The following is an 18,694-nucleotide window of genomic DNA, read 5'->3' as shown; positions in this document are numbered from 1 at the left end:
AGTTTCCCACGATCCCAGACCCATGCAAATACTACCCTTGACAATTTCCCTTTTTCCTTAACTTGTCACCAATGCCGTAGTAGCGGCCGTTGCCAATGGCAATTTGAATAGTTTTAACATTAAAAGATTGATTTTTTATCTTAATTTGTGCTCGGAAAGGTCGCGCTGAAAAAATTGTCTGCAAAGCAGTAAAAGCATAAGCTAACACTCCCCAGCGCTGCTTTACGTCTTTAGTCAGGCGCTGGGTAATTTCCACGCTTAGTCCCAAACTGGCAACATTAAAAAAATATTGGCTGTTAACCCAACCCAAGTCTATTAGCCGAACTTTACCGCTGGCAATTACTTGACAAGCTGCTGATAAATCTGTAGGAATCCCCAGAGTGCGGGCTAGGTCGTTAGCTGTTCCCATCGGCAAGATACCCAGGGGTAACTTGGTGTCTATCAAACCTTCTATGGCGGCGTTGAGAGTGCCGTCGCCACCGCCAATTATTACTAATTCGACTCGATTTTGGTAGTGGCGAATAGTGTCGGAAAGTTCGTGGGCGTGGTCGGTAGATTCTACCATTAACTCAAAACCCAGTGTTTCTAATTCTACAGTGGCTTGAGATAATAGCTTTTGCCCTTTTCGGGAGTGCTGGTTTACTAAAAGTAGAGCTTTCTTCATTTGTTAATTTTTAATTAGGAATATTGCGTATTTTAAATTACAAAAAGTATAGATTGATGCCTTAACTACATCAAATTAATGCTTTACTTCCATTTTACCAGTTATGATGGATTGACAAAAATGTTAAAAAATGGATAATTGTAGCAAAAGATTCGTACAAAGTAGTTCCCTCCCGCTCTGACCTAGCAGCAAAAAACCTTGCTTCTCGATCGAACTTAATTTAAAATCATGTATAATATTTTACAAAAAGCGCAAGTCGCTGCCGATCGCCAAAACTGGCCGGGGTTAGTCGAATGCTTGCAGCAAGTGACAGCCAAAGCCGGCAAGCCGCAGGAACAACACATTTTAGAGCAAGCTGTCAGTTTAGCAATAGAAGCCTTAGAATGGGGCGATTTTCAAGACCGCTGGGAAATTGCTAAAGTATTGCCCAATTTGGGAAATGGCGCGATCGCACCTTTAATTGCCGTACTCGAAGATGAAGACGCAGACACGGAGCCCCGGTGGTTCGCTGCCCGCATTCTCGGAAAGTTCGATCGCCCGGAAGTGATTCAAGCTTTAGTAGAATTGGTCAAAAATTCCGACGAAGAATTGAGCCAAATCGCCGCCCAAACCCTAGGGAATTTCGGCCCGACAGCCATAGAATCCCTCGCAACTCTCCTACTCCAAGAAGACTCGCGACAGTTTGCCACAGCAGCACTCGCCCAAATTCGGCGCACCGAAACTATCCCACCGCTGTTGAGCGTAGTCGCAGACTCTCAAGTTGCGGTGCGGGCGCACGCAATCGATGCCCTGAGCAGTTTTCACGACTCCCGCATCCCCCCGATACTGGTAGCAGCACTCAAAGATCCGGCAACAGCAGTCAGAAAAGAAGCCGTGCGAGCTCTTGGGGTGCGCGCGTATTTAGATGCGGAATTAGATTTAGTTAACTTGCTCAAACCTCTGCTTTCGGACATCCGATTAGAAGTTTGTCAGCAAGCGGCGATCGCGATCGGGCGAGTAAAAACCGATGCTGCAGCGGCTGCTTTATTTGAATTGTTGCGATCGCCCACAACTCCGATTGAATTGCAAATCGAAACTGTGCGCGCCCTAAGCTGGATGGAAACTGCAACCGCTTTAGCATATTTGCATCATACATTAATGGCGCAATTTACTAACATAAATTATACTGTTTGTCAAGAGATAGTCACTGTTTTAGGGCGAGTAGAAAAGCCGGAATTAAAAGCTGCTGCTGCTGAAATTCTGATTGATTTGCTGAAAACCGGTCATCCGGCCGTGCAGGAGGCAGTTAGCAAAAAATCTTTAGCTTTAGGTTTAGGAAAATTAGGAGATATGAGAGGGCTAGATGCTCTGATTTCAATGTTGGGCGACGCAGACAGCAGCGTCAGGCTACACTGCATGGCAGCGTTAAAACAGCTAGGTGCTGCCGAGGCTAGGCAGAAATTAGAAAGCTTAGTTAAGCAAGACAATCTCGAACCAAGATTAAAACAGGGAATTGCGATCGCCCTGCAAGAATGGCAATAAAATCAAGAGCGAGCTGATTTACGGAGAACATTTAAATTTAGGGTGCGCCATAAGCACCTTACGTAGAAATTAAATATTGAATTTTGAACTCGATAACTGAAAAATCACAACTTTAACTCTGCTCAATTGGCAGCCGCACTCGGAAAGTCGATCCGAGTCCTTCCCCTGAACTTTCGGCCCAGACACTGCCGCCGTGGAGTTCCACGAGATGGCGGACGATCGCCAATCCCAGTCCCAGACCGCCGTAATTGCGCGTAGAAGTGCTGTCAGCTTGGCGGAAGCGATCGAACACAAAGGGCAAAAACTCCTTGCTGATGCCAATTCCCGTATCGCTGACAACGATCGAAACAGAGTGCACCGGAGACGGCCCAGACAATATGGCGCCACCCGCCACTCCCGGTTCCCCCTCCTCCGAGAGCGTGATTTCCACGCGACCCGACGGCGGCGTAAACTTAATAGCATTCGAGAGCAAATTCCACACCACCTGCTGCAAACGAGTAGCATCGCCCCTCACCAAGCTCACCCCTTCGCCACAAAAACTCACCAATTCAATCCCCCGAGCTTCAGCATCAAGGCTCAGCGCCTTCACCGCCGTTTCTACAATCCGCACCAAATCCACCGGGAACAGCTTCAAACACACTTTGCCACTGACAATCCGGGAAACGTCCAGCAAATCCTCAATCATCTGAGTCTGCAACCGCGCGTTTCGCTCAATAGTCTCCAAACCGACAGCCGTTTTTTCGGCACTCATTTTGCGCTGCCGCAGCATCTGCGCCCAGCCCAAAATCGCGTTCAGAGGCGTCCGCAACTCGTGAGAAAGCGTTCCCAAAAACTGGTCTTTAATCCGGTTGGCCTCCGCTGCTTCCCGGTAAAGCCGCGCATTGTCGATCGCCACCGCCGCATCCCGCGCCAAATCTTCCAGCAAAACCAAATCCTCCTCCCCGCAGCGGCGGCCCGACTCCCCGCACAGCAGCGAAATAGCTCCCAGCGTCCGCCCGCGAGCGATCAGCGGCACGCAGATTGCCGACAGCACCTGGGAGTGGGCTCGCAGCACCAACTGCAGTTCCCTGTCCGGCACAACCGCCTCGATCACCCATTGCGGTATTTCTGGGTAGAGCTTCGACTCACCAGTCCGTAGCACCTTTGCTACTCCGTGCCGTCCCTGGGGGTCTAGTGGCATACGCCGATCGATTTGCCACAGCAGAGCGACTTTGCTCGGATCTGAGTGAGCAACTGCTTGCAAGCGGATCGAGCCGTCGGCATCAAGCAAATGCACACAGCACCAATCCCCCAGCCCCGGTACTGTTAAATCTGCCAAACCTTGCAGCGCCTTCTCGTAATCCAGGGAAGCTGACGACAGCAAAGCCAAAGCTTGAGCGTTAAAATAGGCTGTTTGGGCCGATCGCTGGCGATCGTCAATATCGGTACAAGTCCCGAACCATTTGAGAATTTTCCCTTCAGCGTCCAGCACGGGCAATGCCCTACCCAAATGCCAGCGGTAAGCTCCATCAGATGCCCGTTTAAAGCGGTATTCCACCTCGTAAGTCTTCCCCGTCTGCACCGAGGTTTTCCAACTTTCTACAGCATCTTCCACGTCATCTGGATGTAGAGGTAGCTGCCACCCCCAGCCTTGAGTTTCCTCCAGCGTCAAGCCAGTATATTCAAACCAGCGCTGGTTGTAGTAGTCGAACCAGCCGTCGGCTGTGGCAGTCCAAACTATTTGCGGGATCGCTTCAGCGAGGACGCGGTACAACTGTTCGCTGGCTTCGGCTTCGCGGCGGGCTGCCTGTTCCCGCGCCAATGCCCAATTCCGCTGTTCTTCGGCCTCTTTGCGAGCGGTGATGTCGCTAATTACGCCGATCCATTTGTAGGGATTGCCTTGTTTGTCAAGCACTGCTTTGCCCCGATCGATCCAGTGGAGCAAGCCGCCGCGTTGGCACTGAACGCGGTATTCCTGAAAAAATGGGGCGGCAGAACTGTCTGGCGCAGTCAAATACCGATCGACTGCCGCCAAAACTCGATCGCGGTCGATCTGGTGCAAGATACTGTTCCAAGCTGCTCTTGTCCTCGGAAATCCGCCTTTTGCGTACTCCAAATGTTCGTCTACGTGACCGAACCACAGCACGATGTCAGTCTCGATATCCCATTCATAAATCAAATCGCTGGCACTTTCTGCCGCAATCCGAAACCGCTCTTCAGACTGTCGCAGCACTTCCAGAAATTTAAAGCGTTCCGTCACGTCCAAAACCAGAGACAGCACCGATATCAACTCTCCCGAATCGCTGTAAAAAGCCGAATTGTACCACTCGCAGTGTACCAACGAACCCGACTTATTATAATTGCTGTTGTGAACTACATTGCACCGATTTTCTGGTTTTTTTAAACTATAAATTACCGAGTTTACCTCTTCAAAATCGCCCTTACAAATAAAGTTCCATTCGCTAAAATGCTTGCCTAAAACTTCGGTTGATTCCCACCCAAAAATCTTCTGTGCCGCCGGTGACCACCCGCTGAGATGAAAGTTTTCATCCCACTCAATCACCGCTAGGGGGGTATTTTCAAAATGAGAAGTGAGTTTTTGCAACGCCTCGCGCAGGGATGCTTCTACTTGCTTACGCTCAGTAATATCGCCAAAAGAAATAGCAATGCCGTCGCCCAATTTAACGGTCATAATCCGAAACCAGCCGACAATGCCTTCGCTTTCGCTGTTGTAATAAATCTCGGTATCGAGGGGAATTCCTGTTTCTAAAACTTGGACGTAACGGTCGAACAAACCGCTATCTTTATGGCCTGGCAGCACTTGCAGCAATCGCTTGCCGATTAATTCGCCCGGGGTACTCTGCTGAATTTTTGCCGCTGCGGGATTGACGTATTCCCATTCAAAATCCACAATTGTGGATTCGTCACGAATGCTGCGAAACACGTTAAATCCGTCTAGAGATAATTCCTGAAAAACGCGGAAGCGTTCTTCGCTTTCTTGCAGCTTGCCTACGGTGTCAAGCAGGAGATCCTCGACTCGCTCGCGCTGTGTTATTTCTGCAAGCAATTGCTGGTTAATTTGCTGGAGTTCGGTTGTGGGGGATGCGACGGAATTTGTAATATCAGAGTTGGCTTGCAGTCGATCGACCTTTTGGGTTTCCAGCGCCGTATTTGCTGGTAAAGAGGCCGCCCCAGCCAAAGCCAACACTTGAGAAATCGAGGGTATCAGGGACGCTACAGCCCACAAAGAGATGATAGCGGTTAAGGCGGCGATCGAACTTGACAGCCATTCGCTGGGATGCACCAGCATCCAAACTTGCATCAAGTGAGTTGTCCCGCCGCAGAAAAACCAGGCTCCCAATAGGAGAAACCCCTTGCTCAAAGGCACCTCTCGCTGCTTCCGGGCATAGTATGTCAGAAGTGCTGGAATTGAATAATAAGCCAAGGCAATTAACACATCGCTGACCGCGTGCAGTCCCATCAACTGGGGTTGCCACTGGCAACAGCCATCTTGAGGAATAAAATTGTGGTTAAATGACATAATCTTAATAAATGGCAGCATTTCGGCTTTCCTGTGCGATCGATCCTAGTTGCACTTGTGTTGCTGACCCGCTAATTTCTAGTTTATACACAAAAAAACAGAAAACAAGAGTGACTTTAGTCCGGGGAGGAAAGTTCACAGCAGGCTTTAACCTGCCTGCAATATTAGTACATTAATTGAGAGGTAGAGGGAGAGTGAGGTACTATAATTCCCAAGGAGGTACGAAATTAAATGCTATTTTTTGAATTCACAACTTACGGAAAAACAGAACAATTAAACTCTGTTGATGAAGGGATTACTAGAGGGCCGTTCATTGAAACGGTTTAGCTAGAAACTGGCAATATTCGATAAATTCATCTTTATGGAATCTATTTTTTGATAATTTTGCAGATTCAGAAATCCCTTCAACATAGGAGAATCGACCTCTACTTGGAGGCTCAGAAATCCTGCCACAGCAGATTGATGCTTAGATCGCAGCATCCCCGCCTCTGACCTCGGAATCAAAACTAATCTGTACCTGTATCAAAGTCTACTAAATTCTGCTACTAAATCGGTTAATGTCACAGATTATCTTCCAGTAAAATTTCTGAAACCATCTCTCTCGAATTAAACCTCCATGCGCTTAGAGCAGCTTCAAGCATTTCTTTCAGTTGCTGAAACTGGTAGCTTTCAGCAAGCGGCCCGGAAGTGTGGCGTTACCCAATCGACTATTAGCCGCCAAGTGCAGGGATTAGAAGCGGAAGTGGGTTTGTCGCTGTTTCACCGCACGGCCCACGCGAAACTGACTGTGGGAGGGGAATGCCTGCTACCTCACGCTCGCAAAATCTGTCAGACTTGGCGAAATGCTGCTGAAGAATTGGGAGACTTACGGGCGGGAAAGCAGCCGGAACTTTGCGTGGCTGCGATTCATTCGGTTTGCGCTGCTTATTTGCCGCCTGTGCTGCAAAAGTTTTGCCGTGACTATCCAGACGTGCAATTGCGGGTGACTTCTCTGGGGAGCGATCGAGCTCTGAAAGTCCTCAAAGATGGTTTGGTGGACATAGCAGTGGTGATGAACAACCGCCATTTTACTCACGCCCCGGAAATGTTGGTTGAGGTGCTCTACAATGAGCCGATCGAGGTGTTGATGGCGGCGGGTCATCCCCTGGCCCAGTACGATCGAGTACCTTGGCCGGAATTGATTTGTTACCCGCAAGTGGTGTTTAAGGACGGGTACGGAATGCAGCGGATGGTGCAAGAACAATTTGGACGCATGGGTGCTAAACTTCATGCTGTTTTGGAACTCAACACTCTTGATGCTTTTCGGGGTGTGGTGCGACAGGGAGAGTTGATTGCTTTGCTGCCGCATTCAGCTTTGGTGGACGCGAAGGGCGATCGCACTTTAGCAATTCGGTCGATCGCCCAAGAGCGGTCAAATTCCAAGGTTTCGACGATCGGTCAATTGGCCGCAGATCCTACTTGGACTCGCGAAGTAGTGTTGGTGACAACTCACGATCGAATGCAAATTCCGCCGATCGCCCATTTTTGGAATCTGGTACGCGAATTTGTGCCACCACTTGATGTAATCAAGCTAGAAAAATCAGGGAGTTAATACCATTTTAGATTTTAGATTTTAGATTTTAGATTGGGAATGACTGATGAAATAATGGTTTGGATATTTCCAACAATTGCCTTCTTTTAGGGAACTGGTATAATTCGATAATTTTGAATAGATAATTCTGAAATTTAAATTTAAAACAGTTCAAATACTACCAATTACCCCTTACCAATTACCAACTTCAAAAGTTATGAGTGACGCATTTAGAGAATTGCTGCGAAAAATTGGCAGCGGAGTACACACAGGAGAAAACTTAACTCGTTCCGAAGCAGCAGCAGCCACGCGGATGATGCTGCTGGGGGAAGCAACACCGGCTCAAATCGGAGCTTTTATGATTTCCCACCGCATTAAACGGCCCACCGGCGAAGAATTAGCCGGAATGCTCGATGCTTATGAAGAATTGGGGCCTATGCTTGCCCCCCCAAACCGAGAAAAAGGGTTTTCCGTCTCTACCGTCGCCGTGTTTGGCATTGCTTACGACGGGCGATCGCGCACGGCTCCAATTAGCCCAATAACCGCCCTAATTTTAGCCGCTTCTGGCGTCCCAACCCTCATGCACGGGGGGGATACCATGCCAACCAAGGAAGGCATTCCCTTGATTGAAATTTGGCGCGGTTTGGGAGTTGACTGGAGAAAACTGAGTTTAGAAAAAGTCCAGCAAGTTTTTGACAATACGGGTTTGGGTTTTGTTTACCTTCCCAAACATTTTCCTCAAGCCGCTGCTTTAGTACCCTACCGCCGCGAAATTGGTAAACGGCCACCTTTTTCGACAATGGAGTTGATGTGGTGTCCCTGTGCCGGCGACGTTAACGTCATATCAGGCTACGTCCACCCGCCGACAGAAGGTATGTTTCAAAAAGCCTTTGAGTTGCGGGGAATCAAAAATTATACCACAGTCAAAGGATTGGAGGGAAGCTGCGATTTGCCGCGCGATCGTACTGCGATTATCGGCATTGCTAAGCCCGCTGCCGAGTTTGAACGAGTGCTTTTAGCTCACGGAGATTACGGTTTTAGCAACACAAATCCTGCCTTTGAATCAGCCCCTGAGTTATTCAAACAAATGCAGGAAGTTTTGCTGGGAAAACCATCGGAATTAATGCAGTCCGCTATCTGGAACGGCGGATTTTATCTGTGGCGCAGCGGAGTTTGTTTGGATATAAACTCTGGTTTGATTGAGGCAGAAACTTTATTAAGTCGCGGTCAAGTAGTGCAAAAACTTGAGGAAGTTAGCCAAGCCGTTAGTGTTTTGAGTTGACAGTTGACAGTTGACAGTTGACAGTTGACAGTTGACAGTTAACTAATGACTAATGACTAATGACTACTAGAGATCTCCAATAATTATTGTGGAACAGGCATTTGGCCTATTCAAAACAGGCAATTCTTGCGATAACTACTGACTGCTGACTACTGACTGCTGACTACTGACTGTTGACTAATGACTAATGACTAATGACTACTGACTACTGACTACTGACTACTGACTAACAACTAATGACTAATCATCAAATTGCCGTAATTGTGCTTGCCGGCGGTCAAAGTTCGCGGATGGGTAGTGATAAAGCTCTACTGGAAATAGAGGGCAAATCCCTCTTGCAGCGTGCGTTGGAAGTTGCCGCAGTTGTAACCCCCGAAGTTTATGTTCTGACTGCTTGGCCCGATCGCTATCGATCGACCTTAAGCGAAACATCCCAATTTCTGGTAGAGTACAATCCGGGCTCCGGGCCCTTGGTTGCATTGACTCAGGGATTGACAGAAATTGCCGCAGAGTGGATTTTACTGTTAGCTTGCGATTTGCCTTTGTTGGATGCCCAGATTATTCAGAATTGGGCAAATCAGTTAACCGAATTTCCCCCATCAACTTTAGCAGTTGTGCCTTATCAAAATTCGCGCTGGGAGCCTTTGTGCGGCTTCTACCGCCAACAATCTCTGCCCAGCTTGCAAAGTTTTATTGACAAAGGGGGACGTTCCTTTCAACAGTGGTTAAATCAAATCCCCGCAATCCCTCTACCTGTAGGGGAACGAGAAGCAGTAATGTTATCCAATTGCAATACATTAGAAGAGTTTGAGCAATTAAAAGGTAAAATGAGTAACGGTTGACTGTTGACTGTTGACTGACTAATGACTAATTACTAATTACTAATTACTAATGATTAACCAATATTGGTTGCTAGATCGCGATATAACTTTCCTCAATCACGGCTCTTTTGGGGCCTGTCCGATTCCCGTACTCGAAGCGCAAACCATTTTTCGAGAACAACTAGAAAGAGAACCATTGCGCTTTTTACTGCGGGAATTTGAACCCTTGTTGGATAATGCAAGAAATCAGTTAGCAGCATTTATCGGTGCGAGTGAGGATGACTTGGCGTTTGTCCCGAATGCGACGACGGGAGTAAATGCAGTTTTGCGATCGCTCAGTTTTTCTCCGGGCGACGAATTGCTAACTACAAATCAGGAATACAACGCTTGTCGCAACACACTTAATTTTGTAGCCGAGCGTACAGGCGCTAAAGTAATAGTAGCAGAAGTTCCCTTTCCAATTGAGTCACCAGAACAAATTATTGAAGCAATAATTAAGTGCGTTTCACCGCAAACAAAGTTAGCCTTATTAGACCACGTTGTCAGCCAAACAGGTTTAATTTTTCCCATCAGACAGTTAGTGGGCGAGTTAGCTAACCGTGGCGTGGATGTATTGGTAGACGGAGCTCACGCGCCGGGAATGGTAGCACTGAATTTAGAGGAAATTGGCGCAGCTTATTATACGGGAAATTGCCACAAGTGGCTGTGCGCGCCGAAAGGTGCGGGCTTTTTATACGTGCGGCGCGACAAGCAAGATGCCATTCGGCCAACTACAATCAGTCACGGTGCTAATTCGCCCCGCGCTGATAAATCGCGCTTTCAGCTAGAATTTGACTGGATGGGAACAGTCGATCCTAGCCCCTATTTGTGCGTGCCTGTAGCTATTGATTTTATGGGTTCTTTGTTGAGCGGCGGATGGCCGGAATTGATGGCAAAGAATCATGCTTTAGCATTGGCGGGGAGAAAAATATTGGCGGACAAATTAGATTTGTCGCTACCTTGTCCAGATGAAATGGTGGGTTCGATGGCTGTTGTGCCACTGGCCGACTCCCAGTCTGATGTGGTTGCAAAGGGAGGAATTCCACCTTTGCAAGAGGCGCTGTGGGAGATTTTTAAAATTGAAGTTCCGGTGATTCCTTGGCCGGATGCTAGCAAGCAGTTGGTGAGGATTTCGGCTCAGTTATACAATACTTTGCCGCAGTATCAATATTTAGCTAATGCCCTGGTTGAGCTGACGAGAATTTGAGCGTGAGCTTCCCGAAAAGAAACATCACACCCAGCTACAAATAGTTATAGGTTTGTAGTTAGGGTGTCGGTTCTCATAGTTTGGGAGAATACAGACTATTTGTCCTTACTATAAACGTAGTAAAGGTTATACAAATAGGCCCCATAATAGTAAAAATCATGCCAGTAATCCCCTTTATTTCCATGATTAGAATACTATTTACCTAAAATAAAAAAAACACAAAAATAGATCTAAAGCCCCATAGCCCTAAACTTCGCCAATCCGCCCAAACCGAATAAAGTTTGTAAATAACCCGCCAAAATTCCTAATTTAAAACAGGGTTGTCAAATCGGATAGCGCACAACTTCCGCGCAACAGAATATAATGTATCCACACTTGCATTTTTGCAGACAAAAAAAGGAAATGAAAAGAGGCGAATACCATGTCCAATGCCATGATGGTAATTTACCCCTATCGCGAACAGTACACCTGGGTTTTTGACGACGAGCGAGTCGGACTTGTCCGAGAACCATTTGTTCAGGGCGTCCCCGAAATGATTAACGCGCTTGTCGCAGACATTCCCAATGCCGCTCAAGGTTTCCGACTTTTATTTTCAGCCAATCCATTTCCCGGATATCAAGCAGAAATGCTGTGGTTGAAAGCAGAATACGGCGGTAACTGGTATCGGTGGGAATCGAAAAATCTCGAAGGCTGGCTGTGTCCGGCTATGTTCAAATACTTTCCAGAAGCACCGCCCAAGTTTTACTGCAAAGCTGAAAAACTGCAATAACCAACAGCAAGTCCATGAAAAACTTGTCAATTTTTAAAAGAGACTTTGTTACACCAGTCGATCAAATATCTCGAAAAAAGCCTAAATTCTTCCTGTATATAGTGGGGCTCTTTTTCCTAGTTTTCACAGCCGCCATCTCGGCCACATTGGGGGCAATTACCGCCCTTTTAGCTCCCGTAGAACCCCCAATTATCAATAGAGTATTAGAGGCGACTGGCTTTGACTATCTATCCTCCAACCGCTCTGGATACCGCCTGTCGCGGTCAGTTAATATCTTGATATTGGGAATTGACGGCGTGCCGGAAGCTGTCGCCAATTCCCCTAAGATTTTTGATGGTCGCAGCGATACCATACTCTTATTGCACCTCGATCCTAGAGATAAATCTATTAGTTTGCTTTCAGTTCCACGAGATACTCAAGTCGAAGAGCCCGGAATTAGCTTCAGCAAAATTAGCGAAGCCAATGCTAGAGGAGGAGCAGCTTTGGCGACGCGATTGGTTAGCAGTATGCTGAACAATACGAAAATTGAGCGATACGTGCGAGTCAGCAGTAATGCGTTTCAGGAATTAGTCGATTTGTTGGGCGGAGTTGAGGTATTTGTACCTCGCGCGATGTCCTATACAGATACCGCTCAAAAGTTAAAAATAAACTTAGGGCAGGGATGGCAAACTCTCAACGGAGAACAAGCAGAACAATTTGCTCGATTTCGCAACGATGGTTTAGGAGATATCGGCCGCATTCAGCGGCAGCAATCTTTAATTCAAGCTATTCGGGACCGCCTCGCAAGTCCATCAGTATTGGTGCGCTTGCCACAAATTGTTCGATTGATGCAAAAATATGTGGATACAAACCTAAATTATGAGGAAATATTGACGCTGGCAAATTTCGGTTTGCAATTGGAGCGAGATAATTTTAAAATGGTAATGTTGCCTGGACGTTCTAGTTCAGAAACAGGGGATTTGAGGAGTTATTGGATTGTAGATGCGCTGGGGCGCGATCGCATTATGACACAATATTTGAACCTGGGCGTGCCGGATTTTGAACAAGGACGAATTCGCAATCCCAGCGAGTCCCTGTTGCCCAAAAACCTCAAAATATCTGTCCAAAACGCTTCTAGCAAACCGACAACCGCAAAAAACGTTGCTGAATTTCTCACAAAAAAGGGCTTTTTTAATGTATCTGTAGTGCAGGATGCGCCCCAGAAGCAGCGTCAAAGTCAAATTATTGTTCAGCAAGGCGATTTAGAGGCAGCCAATCTACTGCAAAAAGAGTTAGGTGGCGGTAAACTAGAAGCATCTTCTACGGGTGAAATTAATTCTGACTTGACACTTCGGGTTGGCGAAGATTGGGTAAAGCGATTTTAATTAGTCAGTTGTTAGTTGTCAGTTGTTAGTTGTCAACAGTCAACAGTCAACCGTCAACAGTCAACTATGCCCCATTCCCCATTCCCATCATTATGAAAAGCGTTTTCCGAATATTCCTGAGCCTGTTTTTAAGTTTAGTGTTGGCTGTTGGGTGGGTGCTGCTGAGTGCTACTCCGGCATTTGCCCTACCGAAAACAAATATTAATTACACAAACATTAATTTGTCCGATCGCGATTTTTCCAACTCTGATTTAGCGGGGGGAACATTTGTCGCTGCTGAAATGCGGGGAACCAATTTTCAAGGTGCTGATTTAACTAATGCGATTTTGACTAAGGGAGTTTTACTAAATGCCAACTTGTCAGGTGCAAACCTCTCCGGTGCTTTGGCAGATAGAGTTACATTCGACGGCGCTAATTTGACAAATGCTAATTTTTCCGAGGCAATCATGACTCGAACTCGGTTTTTTGATGCTGCAATTTCCGGCGCTGATTTTACTGACGCGATTATCGACGCTTATCAAGTGACTCTCCTGTGCGAGAAAGCAGATGGTGTCAATCCCGTGACGGGAGTTTCTACTCGCGAAAGTTTGGGATGTCCGTAGGAATTCACACTTAAAGAAAATCCCTGGCTAATTATTTGATTAGATGCACCTGTAGCAAGGTAAAATACACACATTAAAACCCCTCTCCTGCAAGGCGAGGGGTTTGAGGAAATTTCCAAGTATCGGCTCTATCGAGCGCTACAAATGCCTGTGCTGGCAGTACCAACTACCAAATCGGAATTCAACAGCAAATCTAAATCGGTGTCAGGATTAACAGCATACAAATCGACTTTATCTCTGCCCAAAAACACCCCGATCAAAGTCCCGATTCCCGCACCGCCGAGCACCTCTTCAGTCGCGATCGCCCGATCGCCAGTAACACCTGCGATCGCCGCCGCTGCTGCTGCACCCAACGCCGTATTCTTAACCAGATTACCAACATTAACGCCTTTCGTAACAGTTTCTTTCCTAGTAATCACTTGCGAAGTGGCATTGAGAGGCACTCTGCTGCCATTGATGATACTTAATTCTTGAGCCACAAACTGAACGCCCGAAGTAGTCGATCGCAATTCGCCGCTAATTTTCGAGCCTTCCGGTATCAGCACTTGGCCATTACTTCCCGTGATATCCGAAGCAACAGTCAGCGTAATCGGAGACTTGTCATTAGGGGCGAGCAAAATCTTGCCTTTTGCATACTCGATGGGGATAGTCACCCCCCTGGGAATTTTCACAGCAACAGACTCGCTAACATCAATCTTAGCAATGTAAGGAGAATTAATTGCTCTTGCTTGATTGGTACTCACTAATGTTTGATAGATAAAAGCAGCTACTTCAGCTCGCGTTGCTGACTTGTTCGGCTTGAGAGATTTAGGATTAGGATAGCTGACAACTAACTGTTTTTCAGTAGCAGCAGCAACGCTTTTGACAGCATAAGTTTGAATCTCACCCGCATCATTATAGTAGCTGAGAACATCTTGAAAATCGCACGTAGGCTCATAGCCCAGGCCGTTATTTAAAGCGACTACAACTTGAACGCGAGGAATCTGCTGTGTCGGCCTGAAAACATTGCCGGGATAGCCAGACATCCATCCCATTTCGTAAGCTTCGGCGATCGCCCCGCTTGCCCAAAAATTAGACGGAACATCGGCAAACCTTACAGCACCGCGGGTTTTTGCCTTTTTCACCGAACGGATCATAGCCGCAAATTCAGCCCGCGTTACCGGTGCATCCGGGCGAAAACTGCCATCGGGAAATCCTTTGATAATTCCTCTTTCGGACAAATCTTGAATAAAATCTTTTGCCCAGTAGTTATTATTAACATCCGAAAAAGCTGTTTGAGCAAAAGCAGGGGCGGGAATTAGCATCGGTGCTGCGGTTCCGGCAACTGTTCCCAAGGTTAATAAAACAGATGTACCGCATTTAATGCGATTTAATACAGACATTTTTTGATTCTCCAATTTACACATTTTTTTATTGAGGACAAGTAAGCTTTTGATAGGCTGATTGATTCTGCCGAACTTCTTTTTCCCTCACTCATGTAATCATTATTGAATGCTTTTATTTTTAGTGCCGGGAAGATACGGTAGTTTAAAATAAATAGTTTTATTCTTAGTGGGGGATTTTAAAATGCTTAAATTCCTTAAAATCCTTATGTTGCTTATCTCCCTTATCTACCTTGTGTCTGCAATTAACAGGATTTAGGGACAAAGCCGTTTGATATTAGTTAACTATATTAACTAAAAGTGAATATAATTAGCTTTATCAACAACTACCTGTTTGTTGCTTATGAGTAGCCTGACGTTTGCCTCTGCCCATCAGCTAGCGCGAATGATTCGCGATCGCCAAGTCTCTGCCGTCGAAGTTCTCGACGCTTACCTTACTCAAATCGCAAAGCACAACTCGCAATTAAACGCCCTTTGTACCCTGGATGAAGACAATGCTCGTACTAGAGCAAGACTTGCCGATGAAGCCCTAGCTAGAGGAGAAAACTGGGGTGCTTTACATGGGGTTCCCATCACGATTAAAGACATTTTTGAAACAGCCGGACTCCGCACCACAGCAGGCTATATTCCCCTCAAAGATTATGTGCCTCAACAGGATGCAACTGCTGTTGCAAGATTGCGGGCAGCAGGTGCTGTCATCATGGGAAAAACCAACATGGCGGAACTGGCTGCCGATTATCAAAGCACAAATTCTCTGTTTCCACGGGTGAATAATCCTTGGCATCTTGACTACACACCTGGGGGCAGTTCTGGAGGGAGTGCTGCGGCTGTCGCAGCAGGACTTTCACCGTTGGATTTGGGGAACGATTTCGGGGGTTCGGTGCGTCAACCCGCTCATTTCTGCGGCATATATGGTTTAAAGCCGACAGATCGCCGTATTTCTACAGCAGGGCAGATCCCTGAAGTGCCGGGAATGCCCCTGTCTATTCGGCAAATGATGACCGTTGGGTGTTTTGCGCGATCGCTCGAAGATATCCGGCTTTGTTTTTCGTTAATTGCAGGCGCGGATCTGCGGCGCCCTGATGTCCCGCCAGTTCCGCTCGATCGACCCTCTGGCAAGCCTTTGCAGCATCTCAAAATCGCTTGGACTGCTGAATGGGCCGAAGTTCCCGTTGCTTCTGAAATTCGAGCAGCTATGGAGTCGATCGTGCAGACACTCTCTGACGCAGGTGTCCAAACCGAACGCTGGCTTCCCAAAGACTTTGACCTTTCCAAAATATTGAATCTCTACGGACGGATGTCAATGTACCTCACTATCTACGCTCAACCGCAGGATAGATATAACCTGCGTCGTAGTTTAGAGTTAATCTTCCGCACCGCAACCCAAGGCGACAAGGAACTCCGAAAATTGGGAGATTTCAGCAGATTCCTACCTGAGATATTGAATCCAAGTTTGAAAGGATATTTCGAGGCACTCACACAGCGCGATCGCTTCACTGCCCATATAGATGAGGCATTAGAACCTTGGGATGTATGGCTTTGTCCCGTTGCTGCAACCGCTGCGTTTACTCACCGTCCCGCTTGGAGTGCCGTTGACATTGATGGCAGATCCTATCCTCATGCAGTGGCAAACGGGGCTTACACGATGCCTTCTAATCTTAGTGGACATCCTGCCGTGGTAATTCCAATTGGACAAACTCAAAATGGTTTACCGATTGGAATGCAAATTGTTGGTAAGCGGTGGCGTGAAATGGAGTTGTTGGCGATCGCAGAAGCGATCGATAAAGTGGTTGGTAGTTTGCAACATCCACCTGGTTATTGAGCCTTTTATAAAGTTTTCTTTGATGGTCAAGAATACAATCAGTGGTTGGGTTCGTCAGGTTTGAGATTTTCAATTTGCACGGAAAGTATGAATCTGACTCACCGTTTTTTGGGGGAGTGGGTCAGTTGTGAGATTCTTAGTTTGTAGCGGAAATAATGCTAGCTGACGCACCCTACTTCATTTTTACGGATGACTAATGACTAATAGAGGCTAGCGGCTCCCAACTTGTCACATCTTCAAATAAAGATTGATACCCCGCTGCATTGGGATGCAGCCCGTCTGCAATCAGGCGCGATCGCCACCAATCACTGCCCCGATTTATCCATTTATCAAAAATATCTAAATAGGGAATTCCCCGCAACTCACAAGCTAATTTCGTTGCTTCTTTATACCGATATTGGTCAGCATGACTGTAATACAAACAATCTTGAAAAGGCATTTTACTTTCATCCACCGGCACCATCCCGACAAATATCACCGGACAAAGTTGTTGGGACAGGTTTAACAAATGATCCAAAACAGTTTTAAAATGTTCAAACTCAGTGTAGCTGCGCCCGGTAGGCGACTGCACTCTCGCCGAATCGTTGAGGCCTACCGAAAGAATAATCGCATCCGGGAAACGGTTTCTCAGTTCGCCACGGTGGCGAAACTCGTTTTCGAGCCGCTGGGAGACTTGATAGGTGCGATCGCCCCGAACGCCCAAATTGTATAAAACGTGTCCTGCACTCTCCGGTAACATCCACTGGCGCCGCAATCTTTCCACCCAACCCCCACCTACACCGTCGCCGAAACCGTAGATTAAGCTGTCGCCGAAAGCAACCAATTTGAGGGGATGAGAATTTCCCCGATGCAAGTGACCAAAGGAATAGGCTGTTGCTACCTGCATAAGCAATGATACTCAGTTAATAAATTATGAATCTTGACATACTAGACTAGAATGTAACATTACATAAAGTAGGTAGTCTCATGGCTAATAAGCGTCCACCCTTCGATTCTACTCAGCTAACCCGTCGCGCGGAAGAGTTGATTAACGGTGCATCCAACCGCTATCGGATTACGGTGCAGGTGGCGAACCGCGCAAAACGCCGTCGCTATGAAGATTTTGACAATATGGACGACCATCAAATGAAACCTGTAATGCGGGCGATATTTGAGATGTCGGACGAACTGACTCAGCCGGAAATTATCGGAGACAAGTACTAGACTTCTGGAGTTTTGGGTTTTGAGTGGTGAATTGCCAGCAATTTTTGTCAACTCAAAACTCACAACTTTTTCAAACTAGACTTGGGCGCGCGGGAGGATAAACCCGGTTTATTTCTAGTTCCCTCGTTAACAAAAATCTGATTTTTCTAATAAACCGGGTTGAGGAGTGTAAATCCTAAAATTAGAAACTAGGACATCTGCTTGGGGGTAAGTTTATGAAATTATTCTATTTTTGAAATTTTTGTCAAAACCGTGAATAGATTAAAGCAGGGCTTAAGTTTTCTGTTGGTTACTTTGAGTGTAGCGATTTTCACGCTTTTGAGTTGGGTATTGGAATCCGGGGAACTGAGTATGTCGGCTTTGGAACCTTCGCTGCTGCGGAGTTCTGAGTCTGCCTCAGTGCAGCGGGTGGCTCAACAATCTGCGCCCCCGCAAGTGAGGGTGCAAGATGCGTGGAAATTGGTGTACGAAAAATTGCCGGATTTCCCGATCGAAAATAACTACATTTCTAAGGAAACGGGGAAGGTCGATCCTACCAATACTTTAGTCGGGCGGTTGATTCGATATCACGTATTTGTCAAAGGACGGCCGCCCAATTACCGCTTTGATTGGAAGTTGAGTTTAGCTGACTATTTGGGCGCCACTCCAGATTATTTGGTGGAAAGTGTTTATCCGGGAAAAGACGTTTTGCGCTCAAATCCCATGGAACAGGATCGCGCTGCTATTCAAAAGTTAAATAGAGCACAGCGGGATGCTTTGGTTCAAGCTTTGGTTGAGGTTTTTACGGAGAGTTCGGGGGGTGGGCGCACACCGACGGCGGGGGAAAAACCACAAGGACGATCGAATTCGCCGGAGATACCGCAGCCGCAGCCGGGAGATGCGAAGTTGCTGGCACCTTAATACTCAGGAATGCAGAAACCGGGTTTTT

Annotated in this window: 15 protein-coding genes; 11 read left to right on the top strand and 4 right to left on the bottom strand. The window is 46.9% G+C overall.

Translation table 11 applies throughout. The features are described 5' to 3' along the window. Positions 1-31 precede the first annotated feature (31 nt). The gene (locus tag Q5691_RS22155; RefSeq protein WP_333347082.1) at positions 32-664 is read right to left on the bottom strand and encodes a lipid kinase; all 633 of its coding nucleotides are present in this window, start codon (positions 662-664) and stop codon (positions 32-34) included. A 228-nt stretch (positions 665-892) separates the two neighbouring features. On the opposite strand from Q5691_RS22155, the gene Q5691_RS22150 reads away from it, so the two are divergent. Continuing rightward, positions 893-2,185: a HEAT repeat domain-containing protein gene (locus tag Q5691_RS22150; RefSeq protein ID WP_333347079.1), complete on the top strand. Its 1,293-nt coding sequence runs from the start codon at positions 893-895 to the stop codon at positions 2,183-2,185. Positions 2,186-2,297: 112 nt separating this feature from the next. Here Q5691_RS22150 and Q5691_RS22145 read toward each other — a convergent pair whose 3' ends face one another. Further along, positions 2,298-5,726: a PAS domain S-box protein gene (locus Q5691_RS22145; RefSeq protein ID WP_333347076.1), complete on the bottom strand. Its 3,429-nt coding sequence runs from the start codon at positions 5,724-5,726 to the stop codon at positions 2,298-2,300. A 595-nt stretch (positions 5,727-6,321) separates the two neighbouring features. On the opposite strand from Q5691_RS22145, the gene Q5691_RS22140 reads away from it, so the two are divergent. The 7 genes from Q5691_RS22140 (at position 6,322) to Q5691_RS22110 (ending at position 13,359) form a co-directional block, all read left to right on the top strand. After that, on the top strand, positions 6,322-7,296 hold the full coding sequence (locus tag Q5691_RS22140; protein ID WP_333211244.1) for a LysR family transcriptional regulator: 975 nt from the start codon (positions 6,322-6,324) through the stop codon (positions 7,294-7,296). A 196-nt stretch (positions 7,297-7,492) separates the two neighbouring features. Beyond that, positions 7,493-8,557, top strand: a complete 1,065-nt coding sequence (locus Q5691_RS22135; RefSeq protein ID WP_333211243.1) for an anthranilate phosphoribosyltransferase family protein — start codon at positions 7,493-7,495, stop codon at positions 8,555-8,557. Positions 8,558-8,793: 236 nt separating this feature from the next. Further along, positions 8,794-9,399 (top strand): molybdenum cofactor guanylyltransferase, encoded by a 606-nt coding sequence (locus tag Q5691_RS22130; RefSeq protein WP_333347073.1) that lies wholly within the window; start codon positions 8,794-8,796, stop codon positions 9,397-9,399. Positions 9,400-9,448: 49 nt separating this feature from the next. Beyond that, entirely contained in the window at positions 9,449-10,624 is a 1,176-nt protein-coding gene (locus tag Q5691_RS22125) for an aminotransferase class V-fold PLP-dependent enzyme (protein ID WP_333347070.1), read from the top strand. 421 nt (positions 10,625-11,045) lie between these two features. Then, entirely contained in the window at positions 11,046-11,393 is a 348-nt protein-coding gene (locus Q5691_RS22120; protein WP_015175132.1) for a DUF6717 family protein, read from the top strand. Between the two features lie 14 nt (positions 11,394-11,407). After that, positions 11,408-12,757: an LCP family protein gene (locus Q5691_RS22115; protein ID WP_333347067.1), complete on the top strand. Its 1,350-nt coding sequence runs from the start codon at positions 11,408-11,410 to the stop codon at positions 12,755-12,757. A 92-nt stretch (positions 12,758-12,849) separates the two neighbouring features. Beyond that, positions 12,850-13,359: a pentapeptide repeat-containing protein gene (locus Q5691_RS22110; protein WP_333211235.1), complete on the top strand. Its 510-nt coding sequence runs from the start codon at positions 12,850-12,852 to the stop codon at positions 13,357-13,359. A 128-nt stretch (positions 13,360-13,487) separates the two neighbouring features. Here the strand turns inward: Q5691_RS22110 and Q5691_RS22105 are convergent, their stop codons facing one another. Further along, positions 13,488-14,741, bottom strand: coding sequence for an S-layer homology domain-containing protein (locus Q5691_RS22105; protein WP_333347064.1), 1,254 nt, complete (start codon positions 14,739-14,741; stop codon positions 13,488-13,490). A 343-nt stretch (positions 14,742-15,084) separates the two neighbouring features. Here Q5691_RS22105 and Q5691_RS22100 point away from each other — a divergent pair, with 343 nt between their 5' ends. Next, positions 15,085-16,563, top strand: coding sequence for an amidase (locus tag Q5691_RS22100; protein WP_333347061.1), 1,479 nt, complete (start codon positions 15,085-15,087; stop codon positions 16,561-16,563). 193 nt (positions 16,564-16,756) lie between these two features. Here Q5691_RS22100 and Q5691_RS22095 read toward each other — a convergent pair whose 3' ends face one another. After that, positions 16,757-17,449: a GDSL-type esterase/lipase family protein gene (locus Q5691_RS22095; RefSeq protein WP_333216046.1), complete on the bottom strand. Its 693-nt coding sequence runs from the start codon at positions 17,447-17,449 to the stop codon at positions 16,757-16,759. 80 nt (positions 17,450-17,529) lie between these two features. On the opposite strand from Q5691_RS22095, the gene Q5691_RS22090 reads away from it, so the two are divergent. Beyond that, the gene (locus Q5691_RS22090; RefSeq protein WP_333080095.1) at positions 17,530-17,766 is read left to right on the top strand and encodes a DNA-directed RNA polymerase subunit omega; all 237 of its coding nucleotides are present in this window, start codon (positions 17,530-17,532) and stop codon (positions 17,764-17,766) included. A gap of 252 nt (positions 17,767-18,018) precedes the next feature. Further along, positions 18,019-18,666: a hypothetical protein gene (locus Q5691_RS22085; RefSeq protein WP_333347058.1), complete on the top strand. Its 648-nt coding sequence runs from the start codon at positions 18,019-18,021 to the stop codon at positions 18,664-18,666. The last annotated feature ends 28 nt before the right edge of the window (positions 18,667-18,694 follow it).

This window comes from Microcoleus sp. w1-18aA5 (assembly GCF_036701705.1).
Lineage (GTDB): Bacteria > Cyanobacteriota > Cyanobacteriia > Cyanobacteriales > Microcoleaceae > Microcoleus.
This window is presented reverse-complemented; position numbering and strand designations above follow the sequence as displayed.